The organism is Gemmata palustris (assembly GCF_017939745.1).
Taxonomy (GTDB): domain Bacteria; phylum Planctomycetota; class Planctomycetia; order Gemmatales; family Gemmataceae; genus Gemmata; species Gemmata palustris.
This window is the reverse complement of the sequence record NZ_JAGKQQ010000002.1, coordinates 247,411-263,557: the sequence shown is the minus strand read 5'-3', so window position 1 is coordinate 263,557 and position 16,147 is coordinate 247,411. Positions and strand designations below refer to the sequence as shown.

Annotated in this window: 14 protein-coding genes; 7 read left to right on the top strand and 7 right to left on the bottom strand. The window is 65.1% G+C overall.

Annotated features, from left to right (window positions below; all coding sequences use genetic code 11):
- Window positions 1-42 precede the first annotated feature (42 nt).
- Both J8F10_RS35560 and J8F10_RS35555 read right to left on the bottom strand, forming a co-directional pair.
- Window positions 43-1,788 (bottom strand): CRTAC1 family protein, encoded by a 1,746-nt coding sequence (locus J8F10_RS35560; RefSeq protein WP_210662751.1) that lies wholly within the window; start codon window positions 1,786-1,788, stop codon window positions 43-45.
- A complete protein-coding gene (locus tag J8F10_RS35555) occupies window positions 1,785-2,879 on the bottom strand; it encodes a tetratricopeptide repeat protein (protein WP_210662749.1) in 1,095 nt (364 codons plus the stop codon). The genes J8F10_RS35560 and J8F10_RS35555 overlap by 4 nt, the downstream gene beginning before the upstream one ends.
- Before the next feature lie 553 nt (window positions 2,880-3,432).
- On the opposite strand from J8F10_RS35555, the gene J8F10_RS35550 reads away from it, so the two are divergent.
- The 6 genes from J8F10_RS35550 to J8F10_RS35525 all read left to right on the top strand — a co-directional run bounded on the left by J8F10_RS35550 (window position 3,433) and on the right by J8F10_RS35525 (window position 9,526).
- Window positions 3,433-4,002, top strand: coding sequence for a hypothetical protein (locus J8F10_RS35550; protein WP_210662747.1), 570 nt, complete (start codon window positions 3,433-3,435; stop codon window positions 4,000-4,002).
- 123 nt (window positions 4,003-4,125) lie between these two features.
- The gene (locus tag J8F10_RS35545) at window positions 4,126-4,965 is read left to right on the top strand and encodes an amidohydrolase family protein (protein ID WP_210662745.1); all 840 of its coding nucleotides are present in this window, start codon (window positions 4,126-4,128) and stop codon (window positions 4,963-4,965) included.
- 174 nt (window positions 4,966-5,139) lie between these two features.
- Complete coding sequence (locus tag J8F10_RS35540; RefSeq protein ID WP_210662743.1) at window positions 5,140-6,453, top strand: Gfo/Idh/MocA family protein; 1,314 nt, start codon at window positions 5,140-5,142, stop codon at window positions 6,451-6,453.
- A gap of 411 nt (window positions 6,454-6,864) precedes the next feature.
- On the top strand, window positions 6,865-8,172 hold the full coding sequence (locus J8F10_RS35535; RefSeq protein WP_210662741.1) for a glycosyltransferase family 4 protein: 1,308 nt from the start codon (window positions 6,865-6,867) through the stop codon (window positions 8,170-8,172).
- Window positions 8,169-8,585: an acyl-CoA thioesterase gene (locus J8F10_RS35530; protein WP_210662739.1), complete on the top strand. Its 417-nt coding sequence runs from the start codon at window positions 8,169-8,171 to the stop codon at window positions 8,583-8,585. The genes J8F10_RS35535 and J8F10_RS35530 overlap by 4 nt, the downstream gene beginning before the upstream one ends.
- A complete protein-coding gene (locus J8F10_RS35525) occupies window positions 8,582-9,526 on the top strand; it encodes a prenyltransferase/squalene oxidase repeat-containing protein (protein WP_315854252.1) in 945 nt (314 codons plus the stop codon). The genes J8F10_RS35530 and J8F10_RS35525 overlap by 4 nt, the downstream gene beginning before the upstream one ends.
- A 288-nt stretch (window positions 9,527-9,814) precedes the next feature.
- On the opposite strand, the gene J8F10_RS35520 is transcribed toward J8F10_RS35525, so the two are convergent.
- Both J8F10_RS35520 and J8F10_RS35515 read right to left on the bottom strand, forming a co-directional pair.
- Complete coding sequence (locus tag J8F10_RS35520; protein ID WP_210663733.1) at window positions 9,815-10,849, bottom strand: aldo/keto reductase; 1,035 nt, start codon at window positions 10,847-10,849, stop codon at window positions 9,815-9,817.
- Window positions 10,850-10,970: 121 nt separating this feature from the next.
- A complete protein-coding gene (locus J8F10_RS35515; protein ID WP_210662737.1) occupies window positions 10,971-11,672 on the bottom strand; it encodes a DUF2293 domain-containing protein in 702 nt (233 codons plus the stop codon).
- 158 nt (window positions 11,673-11,830) lie between these two features.
- Between J8F10_RS35515 and J8F10_RS35510 the strand changes: the two genes are divergently transcribed.
- Window positions 11,831-12,481 (top strand): hypothetical protein, encoded by a 651-nt coding sequence (locus tag J8F10_RS35510; protein ID WP_210662735.1) that lies wholly within the window; start codon window positions 11,831-11,833, stop codon window positions 12,479-12,481.
- A 28-nt stretch (window positions 12,482-12,509) separates the two neighbouring features.
- On the opposite strand, the gene J8F10_RS35505 is transcribed toward J8F10_RS35510, so the two are convergent.
- From J8F10_RS35505 to J8F10_RS35495, 3 genes are all read right to left on the bottom strand, one after another.
- Window positions 12,510-14,918: a heavy metal translocating P-type ATPase gene (locus J8F10_RS35505; protein WP_210662733.1), complete on the bottom strand. Its 2,409-nt coding sequence runs from the start codon at window positions 14,916-14,918 to the stop codon at window positions 12,510-12,512.
- Between the two features lie 110 nt (window positions 14,919-15,028).
- The gene (locus J8F10_RS35500; protein ID WP_210662730.1) at window positions 15,029-15,430 is read right to left on the bottom strand and encodes a heavy metal-responsive transcriptional regulator; all 402 of its coding nucleotides are present in this window, start codon (window positions 15,428-15,430) and stop codon (window positions 15,029-15,031) included.
- Between the two features lie 39 nt (window positions 15,431-15,469).
- Window positions 15,470-15,658, bottom strand: a complete 189-nt coding sequence (locus J8F10_RS35495; protein WP_210662727.1) for a FeoB-associated Cys-rich membrane protein — start codon at window positions 15,656-15,658, stop codon at window positions 15,470-15,472.
- Between the last annotated feature and the right edge of the window lie 489 nt (window positions 15,659-16,147).

Below are 16,147 nucleotides of genomic sequence, written 5' to 3'. Positions count from 1 at the left end.
ATATCAGGGAGACCGCCGGTGATCGGCCGACCTGGGGCCGATTCACCGGCCGGCAATGGGAAGTGCGGTCGGATCGGCCGCCCCTTCAGTGAGCCGCCACCAACGGCGACCGGGAACCTCTTCGTAGACCTGCTCGCGACCGGACGGCCAGCGCACCGTCACCCGCGCCACCCGGTCCCCACCCAATCCGATCAGTTGGCGCCGTTCGCTGGCCGACAGGTAGCTCCCGCCTCCGTTCACGAACCGCACCTGCACTCCGCTCGCGGTCCGTACTTCGATCCGCGCGCCGATCGCGTTCCGGTTGCTGCGTTTGCCGTCACCGACCAGTTCTAGGCCGAGCCAGTTGTTAGTCGTCTCGGTGCGGTTGTGGAGCACCGCCGGAGGGCCGCCGACGTGACTGAACACCAGATCCGGTTTGCCGTCGTTATCGAAATCCGCCCACGCGAGGCCGCGCCCGACCCGCGGCTCCCGGAAGTACGCCCCGATTCGATCCGATGCGTCGCGGAACGATCCGGGGCCGGTGCCGACGAAGAGTTGTGCCCGCTGAGCATACGGCGCGCGGTACACCTCGGCGGCGTCCCGGTGGAGGTGACCGTTGGCCACGGCCAAGTCGGGCCGGCCGTCGAGATTCGCGTCGAGTACCACCGCGCCGAACCCGAGCCGGTCCCGGCGCCCGGCCAACCCGGTTTCAGTCGCAGCCTCCAAGAACCGCATTTTTCCCCGGTTGCGGAACAGGACGTTCGGTTGGTTGTAGAAATTGGTGACGAACAGAGACGGGCGCCCGGTGCCGTCCGCGTCGAACGCTTCGACTCCCATGCCGGACACGGGTTGGCCGGCCGGCCCCAACCCCACCCCGGAGAGCAGCCCCTTCTCAACGAACCGCCCGCCCCCCTGGTTGTGGAACAGGTACTGGGCTTTGAGGTCGTTGGCGACAAAGAGGTCGAGGCGCCCGTCGCCGTCCAGGTCCGTGGCGACGACCCCGAGACCGGGGGCCGGAGGTGCGTCCGCGATCCCGGACGGAACGGTTACGTCCGTGAAGGTGCCGTTACCGTTGTTGCGGAACAGGCGGTGGCGGACGTGTGGGAAACTCGTCGGCGGGCACACGAACAACTTTCCGTCCCGCGCGCACCGCGGATAGCGGTCAATATCGACTTCGACGTAGTTACAGACGTAGAGGTCGAGGAACCCATCGCCGTCGATGTCCCCCCACGCGCAACTCGTGCCCCAGTGCGGGTTGGTGAGTCGTGCGGCCGCGGTGATGTCTGTGAATGTCCCGTTCCCGTTATTGCGATACAGAGCCAGCCCGCCCATGTAGGTGACGACCAGATCATCAAAGCCGTCGTTGTCGAAATCCCCGACGGCGCAGCCTTGGCCGAACCCGGTGCGCGCGAGTCTGGCTTTCTCAGTGACATCGGTAAACGTGCCGTCGCGGTTGTTGCGGTACAGGCGGTTGGTAGTGGGCGGCGGGCCGGAGCTGCGGACCGGGGCGTCCTGAATACAGAACAGGTCCGGCCACCCGTCGGCGTCGTAATCGATCCAGCCGACACCGCTCCCCATCGTCTCCTGGATGAAGTGCGAATCAGTCGTCGGGTCGAAGTGAACGAAGTCGATCCCGGCGTCCCGCGTCACGTCCACGAACCACGGGCCTCCGGGCTCGGGGCCGGCGTCGATTTCGGTGGGGGATGGGTCCGCGTTCGGCTTCCGGCTGGCAAAAAAGGTCGCCGCGCCGACCGCCGCGGCGATCGCCCCGAGTACACCCAGGAGCCACATCCGGCGGGGAACGGTCATGGGGCGTCCTGAGCGGTTCGCCGGCGGTGTTCGGCGGCCTGTGCGGGTTGGCCCACGCGGTCGTAGTAGGTGGCCTTAGCGCGGTGGGCCGGGGCGAAGTTGGGGTCGGCGGCGAGAACCGCATCGAGTTCCGCGTTCCCGTCTGTTAGTCGGCCGACGCCGAGCATGGCCTCGGCGATCTGAACGCGCATCGCCGGGTTGTTCGGAAAGTGGTCGTTCGCGACCGCACCGGTGAGGTTCAGCAGGTCCACTTCGGCCAACACTTTCCGCGCCTCGTCGGGCCGCCCGGTTGCGGCCAGCGCGAGTCCGAGTCGGTACAGGCACTCGCGGCGCGGGCACCCGTTCAGGGCGAGCGCCTGTTGCAGCAGCGGGACGGCCCGGTCGGGTTGCTCGCTCTCGTGGTACAGTACCGCGCGGAGCAGCAGTGCCTCGGCGAAGTCGGGCCGCGCCCGCACGACCGGGTCCACAGCGGCCTCGGCGTCGGCGCGCTTCCCCTGGGCGTGACAGATCTTGGCGAGGAGGTAGTTCAACCAGCCATCACGAGGGGCGGCCGACAGGCAGCGCCGGCATTCGACCTCCGCATCGAAGAACCGCCCCACTTGGAGGGCGAGCCACGCGACCTCGCGCCGAACCGGATCGTTGGCGGGGTCGAGTTCCAGCACCTGCTGTCCGTCCGTAAGGGCCGTTTCCAGCACCCGGTGCCGGTCGGCTTGGAGCACCATGCCACGAGCAACGCGGTGCCGCAGGTCCATGCGCAGTTGGAACGACCGCGCTTCCGTGGGGCGCAGCGCGCACCACCTCGACAGGTACTGTTCGGCGGACCCGGCGTCGGTGCCGCCCAGTTTCGCGAGCGCCAGGGCCGCGACGACTTCCGCGTCGTTCCCGTCCCGCTCGGCGGCCGCCAAGAGGAGCGGTTCGGCCTCAACCAACCGGCCCTCTTTGGCGAGGCGGAGCGCCTCCTCACGCCGGTCCGCGGTGCCACCCCATTGCCAATAGGCAACAGCGCCGAGCAGGACCGTAGCAACGGCCAGCACCACGCGCCACCGGGTACCTAGTGCGGGGCCGACGGTTTTGAGTCGCGGGTTACTCATCGGGTGCCTGATAAATCTAATCAATAAGAACAATTTGAGTTTCAGATTTGTCACGGGGCCGCGTGTCCGACTGAAGAATGATCCCCGTCCCGTATTCTCGCAACAACGGGCGCGCCCGTAGCCGAGACCCACGATCTGCTTCTGCGGTCAACCGCGGATGCCTCAACGCATTCTGCGCGCCCGGCAGAGTGAGCACAAGTGTCAATCAGTATCGCGTCGGCGGGAGGTCGCAGCGCGGGAGATTCTGGAACGGTCGTCGACGTAAGCCGAGGTCGGGGCGAGGAGGGATCGCGACAGCGCCACCGTCGGCGCGGACCGGATAGGAGAGGGGGCGGCCCGTTGGGGTGGTGCCGGGGATCAGTGGGATCGAATGTAAGGCGGCAAGTCGTGGGGCCGTAATGCTTCTCCAGAGGAAGGGGCATCCTAACCGCCCTACCATTGCTCCGCCCGGAAATGATAGAGACATCCGAGGTTGGGTAACTCGGCTAGACACCGCCGGCGGGCGTGCTATGAGGCCCACCAAATTGGCCCCGCGAACCGGCGGAGAATAGCAATGCGCGGAATGGGCTCTCTGGGTCTCGTTGCAGTCGGACTGGCCGTCGGAATGGCCGCGACCATGTTCTACTTCGGCCAACCTCGGCCGGCGGTCGCGGCGTCCAACGACCGCTTCCAGGACTACATCATGGCGACGGGCGCCGTATCGGTGAACCCGCGCGTGCAGACCGACGGCGTTTGGCTCCTCGACTACAAAGCCGGCAAACTGCTCGGCACCGTCATCGACCGCACACAGGGCAAGATCGTCGGCTGGGCCGAAGTCGATCTCACCGCCGAGTTCGGGCTGAAGGCCCAGCAGGACGTTCACTTCATGATGACCACGGGGTACGTCACGCAGGGGCAGTCGGCGCTGTACTTGTCGGAAACCAGCACCGGGCAGTTCGGCGTGTACACGATGGGGCCGGGCGCGAACGGCAACGGGATCGTCATCCGTCGCCACGACATGACGAAATTCCGCCAGCAGGTCGCGGCGCAACCGCAAATCGGTGTGCCCCCTGCGATCCCCGCCCCGGGCGCTGGCCCCGGGATTCCGGGAATTCCCGAACTGGCCCCGAACAAAATGCCGTAACCTTCGGCGACACGATCGAGACGAACACCCGCGGCGCACCGCGGGTGTTCGCGTTTCTACTGTTCGCGTATCTACACTAAATGCAGTACACGAACCGCGCTCCTTCCCCGCACGAGTCGGGCGATGATCGACGTCCACATCCACGCCGTTCCGCCGAACTTGCCGGGGGTCGGCTCGCTCTCGCAACTGCTCCGCGAATCGCCGGAGCGCGTCGCGTCCGAGTTGCGGCGCGAGATGCAGACCGCGGGCGTGTCGCATGCCTTCGCGATGGGGGCGTGGAGCGCCGGGGACGACGACCCACTCGGTATTAACCGCACGCTGGAGATCGCCCCGTTCGTTCCGGGCCTGCGTCCCATCGGGATCGCGGACCCGACGCGGACCGATTCCGAGCACTTCCGGAAGGTGGAACTGATTCTTGCAAGCGGGGTTGTGGTCGCACTGAAAGGCTACCTCGGATACCTCCACTTTGAGCCGGCTCACCCGAACTACCAGCGGTACTACGAACTCGCGGCCAAGTACCGGGTTCCCGTGATGTTCCACACGGGCGACACCTACTCGCCACAAGCGAAACTGAAGTACGCGCACCCGCTCGGCGTCGACGAGGTCGCGGTCGATCACCCGGAGTGCCGGTTCGTGATGTGTCACCTCGGCAACCCGTGGATGACCGATGCGGCCGAGGTGATTTACAAGAACGTCAACGTCTGGGCCGACCTCTCTGGCCTCCTGGTCGGCGATGACGGGAGCTTCGCTTCGGAAGAGGGGCGCGAAGCCGCGTCCGAACTCGCGCACGGGATTCGGCGCGCGATGAAGTATTCCGAGCGCCCGAACCGGTTCTTGTACGGTACCGACTGGCCACTCGCGCCGATGGCCGCGTACCGCGAGTTCGTCCGAGAAGCCGTGGCGCCCGAGCACCACGAGCAGGTCTTCGAGGAGAACGCGCGGCGGTTGTTCCGCCTGGGCTGAGTACGTTCCCACCCGCGCCCGCGTCGCCCGCGGCCCGAATCGCACGGTCCCGACGCGCCAACTTAACGCAGCAAACGGAACTCGCCCCGAGCAAGGTGTTGCGGTCCGCCGCGCTCTGCCGTACCCTCTGGTTCTCGCCTCGTTCACTCCCGCCCCGTAAGGAACTCATCACCCATGAAGAAGATCACGCGCCGAAGCGCCCTCAAGGTCGCCGCGGGCACGTTCGCCGCGCCGTTCGTGTGGCGGTTGCACGCGCACGCGGCGCCGAGCGAAACCGTTCTGCACGCGAGCTTCGGCGCCAGCGGCATGGCCGCGGCCGACATCAGCGATCTCACCAAAGGCAAACACCTGAAGCTCGTCGCGGTCGCGGAGGTCGATGAGAACCGGGTGGCGAACATCAAGAAGAAGTTCCCCGCGTGCGTCATTTACAAGGACTACCGCCAGCTCCTCGACAAGGAGAAGACGCTCGACTCGGTGAACGTTTCCACGCCCGACCACATGCACGCGCCGATCACGATGCGCGCGATGAACCGCGGGCTGCACGTGTACGGGCAGAAGCCCCTGACCCAAACGATCCACGAGGCGCGCCGGATCACCGAAGTGGCCGCGGAGAAGAAACTCATCACGCAGATGGGGATTCAGATCCACTCGCACCCGGTTCACAAGCTCGTCGTCAAACTGGTGCAGGACGGGGCCATCGGGAAGGTGAAAGAGGTTCACTCCTGGAGCGGCAAGTCGTGGGGCGACACGGCCCCGAAGCCGGACCGGAACGACCCGATACCCGCGGGGTTCGACTGGGATCTGTGGCTCGGGGTCGCGAGTGAGCGGCCCTTCATTGGCGGCGAATATTACCACCCCGGCAACTGGCGGAAGCGGCTCGACTTCGGCACCGGCACGTTCGGCGACATGGGGTGCCACATCCTCGACCCGGTGTTCGGCGCGCTCGGCGTCGGGAACCCTCTCTCGGTCCGCTCCGAACTGGCCGGCCCGAACGACTACAACTGGACGCTCGACGTTCAGGTGAAGTACGTGTTCCCCGGAACGAAGTTCACGACCGATACCGTCGCGCTGACGTGGTACAACGGCAAGGTACTGCCGCCGGCCGACGTGCAGAAGTTGGTGGGCCGCAAGCTGAACGATCAGGGCTCGATCTACATCGGCGAGAAGGGCGTGATGTACTCGCCGTACATTGCGGCGCCCGTGCTGCTCCCGGCCGATGGCTACAAGGACTTCAAGATGCCCGAGGTGAAGGGCGACGACCACTACCTCCAGTTCGTCGAAGCCGTTCGCGGGAACGAGAAGACGTCGGCCCCGTTCAGCTACTCCGGCCCGCTCACGGAAATGGTGCTCCTCGGGTGCCTCTCGACCCGGTTCCCCCAAACCGACCTGAAGTGGGACACGAAGGCGCTGAAGTTCACAAACAACGACAAAGCGAACGCCTTTGTTAAGAAGGAATACCGCAAGGGTTTTGAAGTGGAAGGACTGTGAGTTCTCTGCGGCGCGGGTTTTTCGACTCCGTGCCGCGCTGCTTGGTGGGGCGAAGGGTAAACCCATCGTGTGAAAGTCAGCCAGGGGTTGCGCTCGCGTAGCTCGCTTCACCCCTGGCTACCATCGGTCGCCCCATCCGGGGCTACAAAACAAACATACGTCCCTGTCCTCTGATCTTTTGTGTCTCTTGTGCCCTTGTTGCCAATGCGTCTTTACTTCTCTCGTGTCTGATCCGTGTTCTCGGTGTTTATCCGTGGCTCTTCTGCTCGGTCTTCTTTTGTGCCTTTTCGTGGCCATTCCGCCTTCTGTCTTCAATCCGTGGTGCCCGTCACCCCGCCGCCTGAAAGCCGTTCGCCGCGATCCGGTATCCGCCGTAAGAAAACGTGCAGTATCGTTCACCCCGGGCGGGCTATGCGAATCGCGTTTATTACCGCCGGTGCTGCGGGCATGTACTGCGGCAGTTGCATGCGCGACAACACGCTCGTCACCGCACTCCGGCGCCTCGGGCACGACGCGCTGCTCATCCCCGCGTACATGCCCATCAAGGTGGACGAGCCTGATGCGTCGCAGCAAAAGGTGTTCTTCGGTGGCGTGAACATCTACCTCGAACAGAAGTTCTGGCTGTTCCGCCACACCCCGCGGTTCCTCGACCGGCTGTTCAACTTCCGCTGGCTGCTGAAGTGGGTATCGCGGTTCGCCGTGCGCGCGAAGTACAGCGAACAGGGCGAACTCACGATCTCGATGTTGCAGGGCACGCACGGGAAACAGTCCAAGGAAGTCGAGAAGCTGGTGGAGTACCTCCGGGACGAGAAGCCGGACGTGGTGCTGTTCACCAACGCGCTCCTCTCCGGCGTGATCCCCGCCGTGAAGAAGGCGCTCGGGGTGCCCGTGTTCGTCACGCTCCAGGGCGACGACATCTTCCTGGACGAGCTTTCCGAGCGCGAACGGCAGCGGTGCTTCGCGCTGATTCGCGAGAACGGGCGCTCCGTGGACGGGTACATCAGCACGAGCGCCTACTACGCCGATCACATGGCCGAATACATCGGCATACCGCGCGAGAGCATTCGCGTCGTCCGGCCCGGTATCAACCTCGCGGGCCACGGCGGAGCCGCGGACGCGCGCGGCACGCGCCCGCTCACGGTGGGGTACTTCGCCCGGATCTGCCCGGAGAAGGGCTTCCACCGCGCGGTCGAGGCGTTCATCACGTTGAGGCAAACTCCGGGCGCGCCGGCCGCGAAGCTCAAAGCCAGTGGGTGGATGGGAGAGAACAACCGGGCGTATTTCGACGCGCAGGTGAAGCGGCTCACGAGCGCGGGGCTAATCGATGATTTCGAGCACGTGGAAAGCCCGACGCACGAAGATAAAGTGCGCTTCATGCGAGCTATTGATGTGCTCTGCGTGCCCACCGTGTACCGCGAACCGAAGGGGCTGTACGTCCTCGAAGCGTGGGCGAACGGCGTGCCCGTCGTGCTGCCCGCACACGGCACGTTCCCGGAACTGATCGACTCCAGCGGCGGCGGGCTGCTCGTTGCGCCGGATTCCATCGACGCACTCGCTGATGGACTGCGACAAATACTAACCGACGACGAACTCCGCACTCGCGCCGGGCGCGCGGGCGAAGCCGCCGTGCGCGAGCGCTTCACCGCGGATGTGATGGCGCGCGAAACCGTCGCGTTGCTCGATCAGTTCATCTCTAATCAGGTACCGGTCACCGTATGACCCCATTTCGCATCACGCGCCGCGTCGAGTTCGGGGACACCGACATGGCCGGCATTATGCACTTCTCGAACTTTTTCCGCTTCATGGAAGTGGCGGAGACGGACTTCCTTCGCGCGCGCGGCTTGTCCGTCAGTTGGATCGAGGACGGCGTGAAGTGGGGCTTCCCGCGCGTCTCGGTGACCTGTGACTACCAAAAGCCGGCGAAGTTTTCGGACGTGCTGACGATCGCGGTGAGTTTGGAGAAGCTCGGGAAGAAGTCCGTGAGCTACCGGTTCGATTTCACGAACCAGCGCGGCGAACCGGTCGCGGTCGGGCGCATGACCTCGGTGTATTGTCGGGGCACCAACTCGGACCAAATTGAGTCCCTGGAGATCCCGACCGCCGTGCGCGAGATCCTGGAGAGGCCACTGTGACCGAAGCCGAGCCGTATCTGATGCGCCTCACGACCCGGCTGCTCGAAGGCATCGAGCGGTTGCCCGCGGACCAGCGCGAACGGAACACCACGTACCTGCTCGAAGCCCAGAACCCGGACGGCGGGTTCTCCGGGCGCGAGGGCGGGTCCGACCTCTACTACACCGGGTTCGCGCTGCGCTCGCTCGCGGTGCTTCAAGCGCTGAACTCAGACGTGTGCAATAAGGCCGCGAACTTCCTCCGCACGAAGATGACCGGCAGCGCGGGCGTGGTGGACTTCTTTTCGCTCGTCGTGAGTTGCTACCTGGTTCCGTTGGGCGGTGGTCCCGATGTACTGGCAGACGCGCCGACCGACTGGCCCGAGCGCGTGGCGTCCACACTCGAAACGTTCCGCTCGCCGGACGGCGGGTACGGCAAGACGCCCGGAGCACTGTACGGCAGCACCTACACCAGTTTCCTCGTTACGCTCTGTTTGCAACTCCTCGGCCGCTCCAATCCCGAAGCCGATCGGTTGGCCGCGTTCGTGAAATCGCGCCGGCGCGACGACGGCGGATACGTGGAAATTTCCGCGATGAAGCGGAGCGGGACGAACCCGACCGCCGCAGGTGTGGGACTACTTCAAATTCTCGGCGAACTCGACGACACCGCCCGCGCCGGCACCGCGAACTTCCTCGCGGCATTGCCATCGCCCTTTGAAGGCGGGCTGCGAGCGAACGACCGCATCCCCGCGGCGGACTTGCTCTCGACATTTACGGGCGGGTGGACGCTGGACCAACTCGGCTTCGCGAACAAACTCGATTGGGAAGCCGTTCAGCGCTACGCCGAGGAGTGCGAGCGGCCCATCGGCGGGTTCCGCGGTGGGTTGTGGGACGAATACACCGACGTGGAGTACACCTTCTACGGCCTTGGTACGCTCGCGCTCGCGGCCCTCATGCTGGAATGAGCCTGGGGCCGTGGGCGCCCGTCCGCATTGTTGGAGATGATGTCCGCCGGAAGACACGAAGGTTCACCAGTCAGGGTTTCCGGGAGCTCGCCAGGGGTTGCGCTAGCGCTTCACCCCTGGCTACACGCTGTCGCCCCTATCGGGGCTAAAAATCATTCCCCTGTCTGATCTGCGCGATCCGCGGCTCTGTTCTCTGCCTTTTGAACTCTGCTCTCTGTCTTCTGACCTCTCTGTCTTGATCCGCGTAATCTGCGTTTATCCGCGGCGGCATTCGGCTTTCGTTCGCCCTTATCCGACCGGCGACGGGTTACGCTCGACGAACCCGCGCTGGTGCCAGTAGGGGTAGGCGAGTGTCACCGCGCTGGCCGCGTCGAGCTTCGCGACTTGGGCCGGTGTGAGGTTCCAACCCACCGCGCCCAAGTTGTCACGTAGTTGTTGTTCGTCGCGCGCGCCGATGATGACGGTCGCTACCGTGGGGCGCTGTAACAGCCAGTTGAGCGCGATTTGCGGCACCGTTTTGCCAGTCTCTTTTGCTACCGCGTCGAGTGCGTCTACGACCTTGTACACGTACTCGTCGGCGACCGGCGGACCCTTCTCGTTGCTGATCTGGCTGTTCAAGCGGCTCGTCTTCGGGAGCGCCTGTCCGCGGCGCATCTTGCCCGTGAGCCGGCCCCACCCGAGAGGACTCCACACCACCGCGCCCACGCCCTGATCGATCCCGAGCGGCATCAACTCCCACTCGTAGTCGCGACCCACCAGCGAGTAATACGCTTGGTGCGCGACGTACCGCGACCAGCCGTAACAGTCGGAGGTGGCTAGCGACTTCATGAGGTGCCAGCCGGAGAAGTTCGAGCACCCGATGTAGCGGATCTTCCCGGCTCGCACCAGATCGTCGAGCGCCGCGAGCGTTTCTTCGACCGGGGTGGTCGCGTCGAAACCGTGCATCTGGTAGAGGTCGATGTAATCGGTACCGAGGCGCTTCAGTTGCGCCTCGCACGAGCGGACGAGGTGGAACCGGGACGAGCCGACGTTGTTCGGTCCGTCGCCGAATCGGAACGTGGCCTTCGTGGAAATGAGCACTTTATCGCGCCGGCCTTTGATGGCGGCCCCGAGCACTTCTTCGGCCAGACCGTTCGAGTAGATGTCGGCCGAGTCGAACATCGTCAGTCCGGCGTCGAGGCACACGTCGATGAGGTGCGATGCGCCTTTCGCGTCCGTGTCGCCCCACGCCTTGAAGAACTCGTTCCCCCCGCCGAACGTCCCGGTACCCAGGCTGAGTACCGGAACCTTGAACCCCGACCGACCCAACTGACGGTATTCCATCGCGTCCTCGACGTGCAGTGATTCGGGCGACACTCTGCACGCCGTTATACTCCGATACGACCACGAAGCTTACGTAGTCGGCGTTTTGCCGGCGCGGGGAAAGGCGGTTGCTCGGCCTCGATCACGCGGCCCCGGATTGAGGGAACGCACCCAGCGCTTTCCGAAGCGGGCAGTTCTCCGGGATGGCTTCCCCCTTTCGGTAGCGGTCGAGCAGTTCCTGCGACCGGCGCGCGAGCATGCGCCGGACTTCCCGGCGCTTGCCTTTCACGCGCGCGATGCTCATGGAGTCGTAGGCGGTAGTCTGGTGCCGCATCCACGCGATGACGGCGGCTTCGGCGCGCTGTTCGACCGGGATGCGCTTGGTGCGCGCGACCGTTCCGCTGCCGACGGGCGTGGCGTGGTCGGCCACCGCACGGGCGAGGCGGTCCGCAAGTTCGGCGTGCGGCGCCGAGAAGCGTAAGAATGTGCGAACCGCGATCCAGAATTCCTCGACGTACTCGGTCTGAGCCTTTTCGCGGCGCCCCGCGTCGGCCTTCTTGCGGCGCGCGTAAGATTCCGTGGAGCGCTCGGCTTCGAGTTCGACCTTCACCGCATCCACGGTCGCGGCCGGTGCCCACACGCCGCGCGAGAACACCTTGCGCCCGCGCTTCTCCGCGACGGACCAGCTCTCGCCCGCGGCCCGGATGCGGCGCGTGAGCCCCGCATCGCCGGGCGGCACGAGTACCCAACCTTCGGGGATCGTGCTAACCGTGCCATCGGGTGCCCGCACCGAGTTCGGGGTCGGGCCGGGCGCGAACGTGGGGGGAGTGTCGTTTGTGCGCATTGGTGCAATATCGGCCAAACGGGGTCGGGGCTTCAGTCGTTCGTGTCGGGCGCGGAGCGGTTCGGCCCGCAGGCGCGTGTATCCGCTGAAAGAGCGCCACGCGAGTCGCCGTAATGACTCTGACGGTGGCGCGAAACCGACACATATGGGACGAAACAATGAAGCGCATTCTGCGGACGCTCGGCGTCATGAACAAGAACAAACTCGGGAGCTGGAAGCGGTTCAACAATCTGGTAACCACGGCCCGCGATCTCATCGCGTTTCACGGGGATAACCGGCCCCCCTCGATGATCCTTCAAGCCGGGGGGCTGCACCGTTACATATCCAGTACGACCAGCTCGAAACCCACGATCATGGACGGCGGCGGGACGAAGAATACCGTGACCACCACGACCCAAGTGGACGTGGCGGCGAACTACGCGACCCGGGGCGGCTCCGCGCACCCGACCGCGGTCACCGGGGGCGGCTGGCCCCGGTACATCTACGCCGTGTTCATCCGCGCCGGCGACGGGATCTACCTCCCGGACGCGCTCCCGGAAGACGATATCGCGCTGCCCGGAGTCATCACCACGGCCAACATCAACACCCACGAAGTATTGACCCTCGACGTCCCCATCGCTCAGGTGATCGGGTGGCGCGGGGTGGCCCAATCGCGAAACGTTGGAGGACTGAGTTGCGAAGCGGGCAGTTTCTTGGCCAACCACCTGTTCAACCGAACGCTCTTCCCCGGCACCGCGGACGGGGCCGCTCTTCAGCAGTTGCACATTCTGAAGACGGCCAGTCCGCTCCCAGTCGCTCAAACCGTTTGACCGGCGCCGGGGACTCAATTCGTGCCGGTTACAACTTGATGGCACGCAATCTGAGTGCGTTGGCGATCACGGACACGGAACTCAAACTCATGGCGGCGGCCGCGATCATCGGGCTCAGGAGCAACCCGAACGCGGGGTACAACACGCCGGCCGCGACGGGCACGCCCAGCAAGTTGTAGGCGAACGCGAAGATCAAGTTTTGTCGGATGTTCTGCATCGTCGCCCGGCTCAGGGTACGGGCCTTCACGACGCCCCGCAGGTCGCCCTTCACCAGCGTCACCCCGGCCGATTCCATCGCCACATCGGTACCCGTGCCCATCGCGATTCCCACATCGGCGGCCGCGAGAGCCGGAGCGTCGTTCACCCCGTCGCCGGCCATCGCCACCACGCGCCCCTCGGCCCGCAACCGGCGGACGGCTTCGACTTTCTGTTCCGGGAGAACGTCGGCGAGCACCTCATCAATGCCGAGCTTCTTCGCGACCGCCTCGGCCGTCGCGCGGTTGTCGCCCGTCAGCATGACCACGCGGACCCCGGCCGCGTGCAGTTGTTTCACCGCGTCGGGCGTCGTCGTCTTGATGGGGTCCGCCACGCCGACCAAGCCGGCCGCCTTGCCGTCCACCGCGACGAACACGACGGTCTGCCCGTCCCGGCGAAGCTCCTCGGCGCGAGTGGCGAAGGCGCCCAAGTCACGGGCTCCCTCGGCCTCCATCATCGCCTGATTCCCGAGCGCGACGCGCCGGTCCGCGGCGCGCCCCCGCACACCCTTCCCAGCGACCGACTCGAATCCCTCGACTGCGGCCGGCGTCACCACGCGGTCTTGTGCGCCCTTCAGAATTGCAGCCGCGAGCGGGTGCTCGCTCCCGCGCTCGAGTCCGGCCGCGAGGCGGAGTAATTCGACCTCGGTGAACTCGCGCGTGGGCAACAGTGTGACCAGTCGCGGCTTGCCTTCGGTCAGCGTGCCCGTCTTGTCCACGATGACGGTGTCCAACTTTTCCATGCGCTCCAGTACGTCGGCCGAGCGGATGAGGACGCCGGCCGATGCGCCGCGGCCGACGGCCACGGTGACCGACATGGGGGCGGCTAACCCGAGGGCACACGGGCACGCGACAATCAGAACCGCGACCGCGTTGACGAGCGCGTAAGTGAGTGCCGGTGTCGGGCCGAAAATCATCCACGCGCCGAACGTGAGAACCGCGACCGCAGCGACCGCGGGAACGAACCACGCGGCCACGCGGTCAACGAGCTTCTGAATCGGTACGCGGCTGCGCTGGGCCTCGCCCACGAGCCGGACGATGCGGGCCAGCACGGTCGCGCTCCCCACGTTCGTCGCGGTCATCACGAACGAACCGGTGGCGTTCACGGTGCCACCGGTCACCGCGTCGCCCGATTGTTTCGGCACCGGAATCGGTTCGCCGGTCAGCATCGACTCGTCCACCACGCCCGAACCTTCGGCCACCGTGCCATCGACGGGTACCTTCTCGCCGGGGCGCACGCGCAACTTGTCACCGACGTGAACGTGGTTGAGAGGAATGTCCTCCTCCGCGCCACCCGGACCGACTCGTCGCGCGGTCGCGGGGGCGAGCGCAAGCAGCGCGCGAACCGCGGCTCCCGTACTGCGTCGGGCACGGAGCTCGAGCACCTGACCGAGCAGCACGAGCGTGACAATGACCGCGGCTGCTTCAAAATACGTCGGGATCGTGCCGTGGGCATCGACGAATTCGGCCGGGAACGTGTCCGCGGCGAGCGTCGCAACGGTGCTGTACGCCCACGCCGCGCCCGTGCCCAACGCAATGAGTGTGAACATGTTCGCGGTACGGTTTCGGAGCGCCTGGATCGCTCGAACGAAGAACGGCCAGCCGGCCCAAAAGACGACCGGCGTAGCCAACACGAGCCCGATCCCGTTCGCGGCTTGCATCAGGGCGTGTGGCAGGTGTACGCCCGGGATCATCGGGAGCATCGCGAGGACGAACACCGGAAGCGTGAGCACGCCCGCGACCACGAACCGCCGGCGCATGTCGCGCAGTTCCGAGTCGTCTTCTTCGCCTGCTTGTGGAACCATCGGTTCCAGGGCCATCCCGCACTTGGGGCAGGTACCGGGGCCATCGTTCACCACTTCCGGGTGCATCGGGCAGGTGTACTTTGCGGCCCCCGTCGGGTCCGTCGTCGCGGGCGAGTGCTGATGCTCGGCCTTCGCTCCGCCACAGCACGAGTGAGCTTCAGGTACGGACGTGGAAGACGTGAACCGGGCGGGGTCGGCCTCGAATTTCGCTAAACAGTGCCGGCTGCAAAAGTGGTACGTCGTTCCCGCGTGGGTGGTAGAACCGGCCGCTGTGGGGGGATAGACGGTCATTCCGCACACGGGGTCGATCGTCGGTTCCTGCGCGAGTGGTAACGAGAGGGCAGGGCGGTTCCCGCTGTTATGGTTGTGGGTTGTCATGGCGCGTTCACTCCGAACGTTTCGTGTCTCACTGCTTGAAGTTTACGGTCCGTACCTAAGTACGGAGTCAAGCGGTGAGTGGGAGAAACTTTGGGAACGCGCAATCGGTGTCACTCGGTGCGAGCGATTGCGGTGAGGATCGGGCAACCGACCACCGGCCCGGAACCGTGGCAGGTCGCAACGAGTTGAGTCAGGTCGGTGCGCATCGCCTCCAGGTCGCGAATGCGCTGGTCGATGTCGGCTAACTTGGCCACCGCCTTCGCGCGCACCTCCTGGCGATCAGCGCCGGGATCGTCGCGTAGCGCGAGCAGTTCCTTGATGTCTTTGAGCTGGAAGCCGAGGAGCTGTGCGCGGCGAATAAATTGTACCCGCGTCACGGCGTCGGCCGGGTACTGGCGGTAACCGGACGTGCGTCGCGTCGGTTCGGGCAGTAGTCCTTCGCGCTCGTAGAACCGGAGCGTCTCGACCCCAACCCCGGCTTGCTTGGCCACCTGCCCGCTCGTCAGTGTCATCGGATTCGCTCCGCGGCCGGTTCCGTGTACACACGGCGCTCACGCCATCGGGAGCGGGCGCCGGCCTTTCACTTCGGGTTCCGGTTCGGAAGTCGCACACTTGCCGCAACCCGAACCGCAACCGGATTTCGACGTGCGGAACCACGTCTTCCACGTCGCACGCAGAATGTAACCGGCCGCGAGCGCGACGACCGCACCAACCGTGACGAACTGAAGTGTTGTGGACATATTTCGCCTCACCGGTCCGCGCTATAACGACGCCAACTTTGTCACACGCGGGTTCCGACCCACCCGATCCCCTCCCAGCGGTAACAATTGCTAACATTTTGGGCCGCAGGGGTTGTGTGCGGCGGATGATCGAGCGAATAACGCAACAAGTCGTTGATAGCTAAAGGCTTTTGACGTTTTCGCCCCTGCGCTGTTTCACTCCGGTGGCTAACAATCACTCACATTGTCGCGATTCTGGGCCAAAATCTGCCATATTTCTTGGCTTTATAGAGTGTGTTACCCATCGGTTCTTTAAGAATCGATGGGCACTGGCCGCTTCATGAAAAGACACTCGGCTACACCCAATTATACCACACTGGACATAGGAATACAAACGGTTCCCAACGGAACTGCAGGGCCGTTGAGTTCTCGTAATTGCGTGACTCCACCCGCTCGTTAACACTCGCGGTTCGCCTGAGTCTCTTGGCGAACCGCGAGTGTTAACGAGCG

Bases quoted from the DNA above. Each gene is read 5' to 3' on its own strand.
- J8F10_RS35560 (WP_210662751.1), bottom strand. From the start codon at position 1,788: ATGACCGTTCCCCGCCGGATGTGGCTCCTGGGTGTACTCGGGGCGATC.
- J8F10_RS35555 (WP_210662749.1), bottom strand. From the start codon at position 2,879: ATGAGTAACCCGCGACTCAAAACCGTCGGCCCCGCACTAGGTACCCGG.
- J8F10_RS35550 (WP_210662747.1), top strand. From the start codon at position 3,433: ATGCGCGGAATGGGCTCTCTGGGTCTCGTTGCAGTCGGACTGGCCGTC.
- J8F10_RS35545 (WP_210662745.1), top strand. From the start codon at position 4,126: ATGATCGACGTCCACATCCACGCCGTTCCGCCGAACTTGCCGGGGGTC.
- J8F10_RS35540 (WP_210662743.1), top strand. From the start codon at position 5,140: ATGAAGAAGATCACGCGCCGAAGCGCCCTCAAGGTCGCCGCGGGCACG.
- J8F10_RS35535 (WP_210662741.1), top strand. From the start codon at position 6,865: ATGCGAATCGCGTTTATTACCGCCGGTGCTGCGGGCATGTACTGCGGC.
- J8F10_RS35530 (WP_210662739.1), top strand. From the start codon at position 8,169: ATGACCCCATTTCGCATCACGCGCCGCGTCGAGTTCGGGGACACCGAC.
- J8F10_RS35520 (WP_210663733.1), bottom strand. From the start codon at position 10,849: ATGGAATACCGTCAGTTGGGTCGGTCGGGGTTCAAGGTTCCGGTACTC.
- J8F10_RS35515 (WP_210662737.1), bottom strand. From the start codon at position 11,672: ATGCGCACAAACGACACTCCCCCCACGTTCGCGCCCGGCCCGACCCCG.
- J8F10_RS35510 (WP_210662735.1), top strand. From the start codon at position 11,831: ATGAAGCGCATTCTGCGGACGCTCGGCGTCATGAACAAGAACAAACTC.
- J8F10_RS35505 (WP_210662733.1), bottom strand. From the start codon at position 14,918: ATGACAACCCACAACCATAACAGCGGGAACCGCCCTGCCCTCTCGTTA.
- J8F10_RS35500 (WP_210662730.1), bottom strand. From the start codon at position 15,430: ATGACACTGACGAGCGGGCAGGTGGCCAAGCAAGCCGGGGTTGGGGTC.
- J8F10_RS35495 (WP_210662727.1), bottom strand. From the start codon at position 15,658: ATGTCCACAACACTTCAGTTCGTCACGGTTGGTGCGGTCGTCGCGCTC.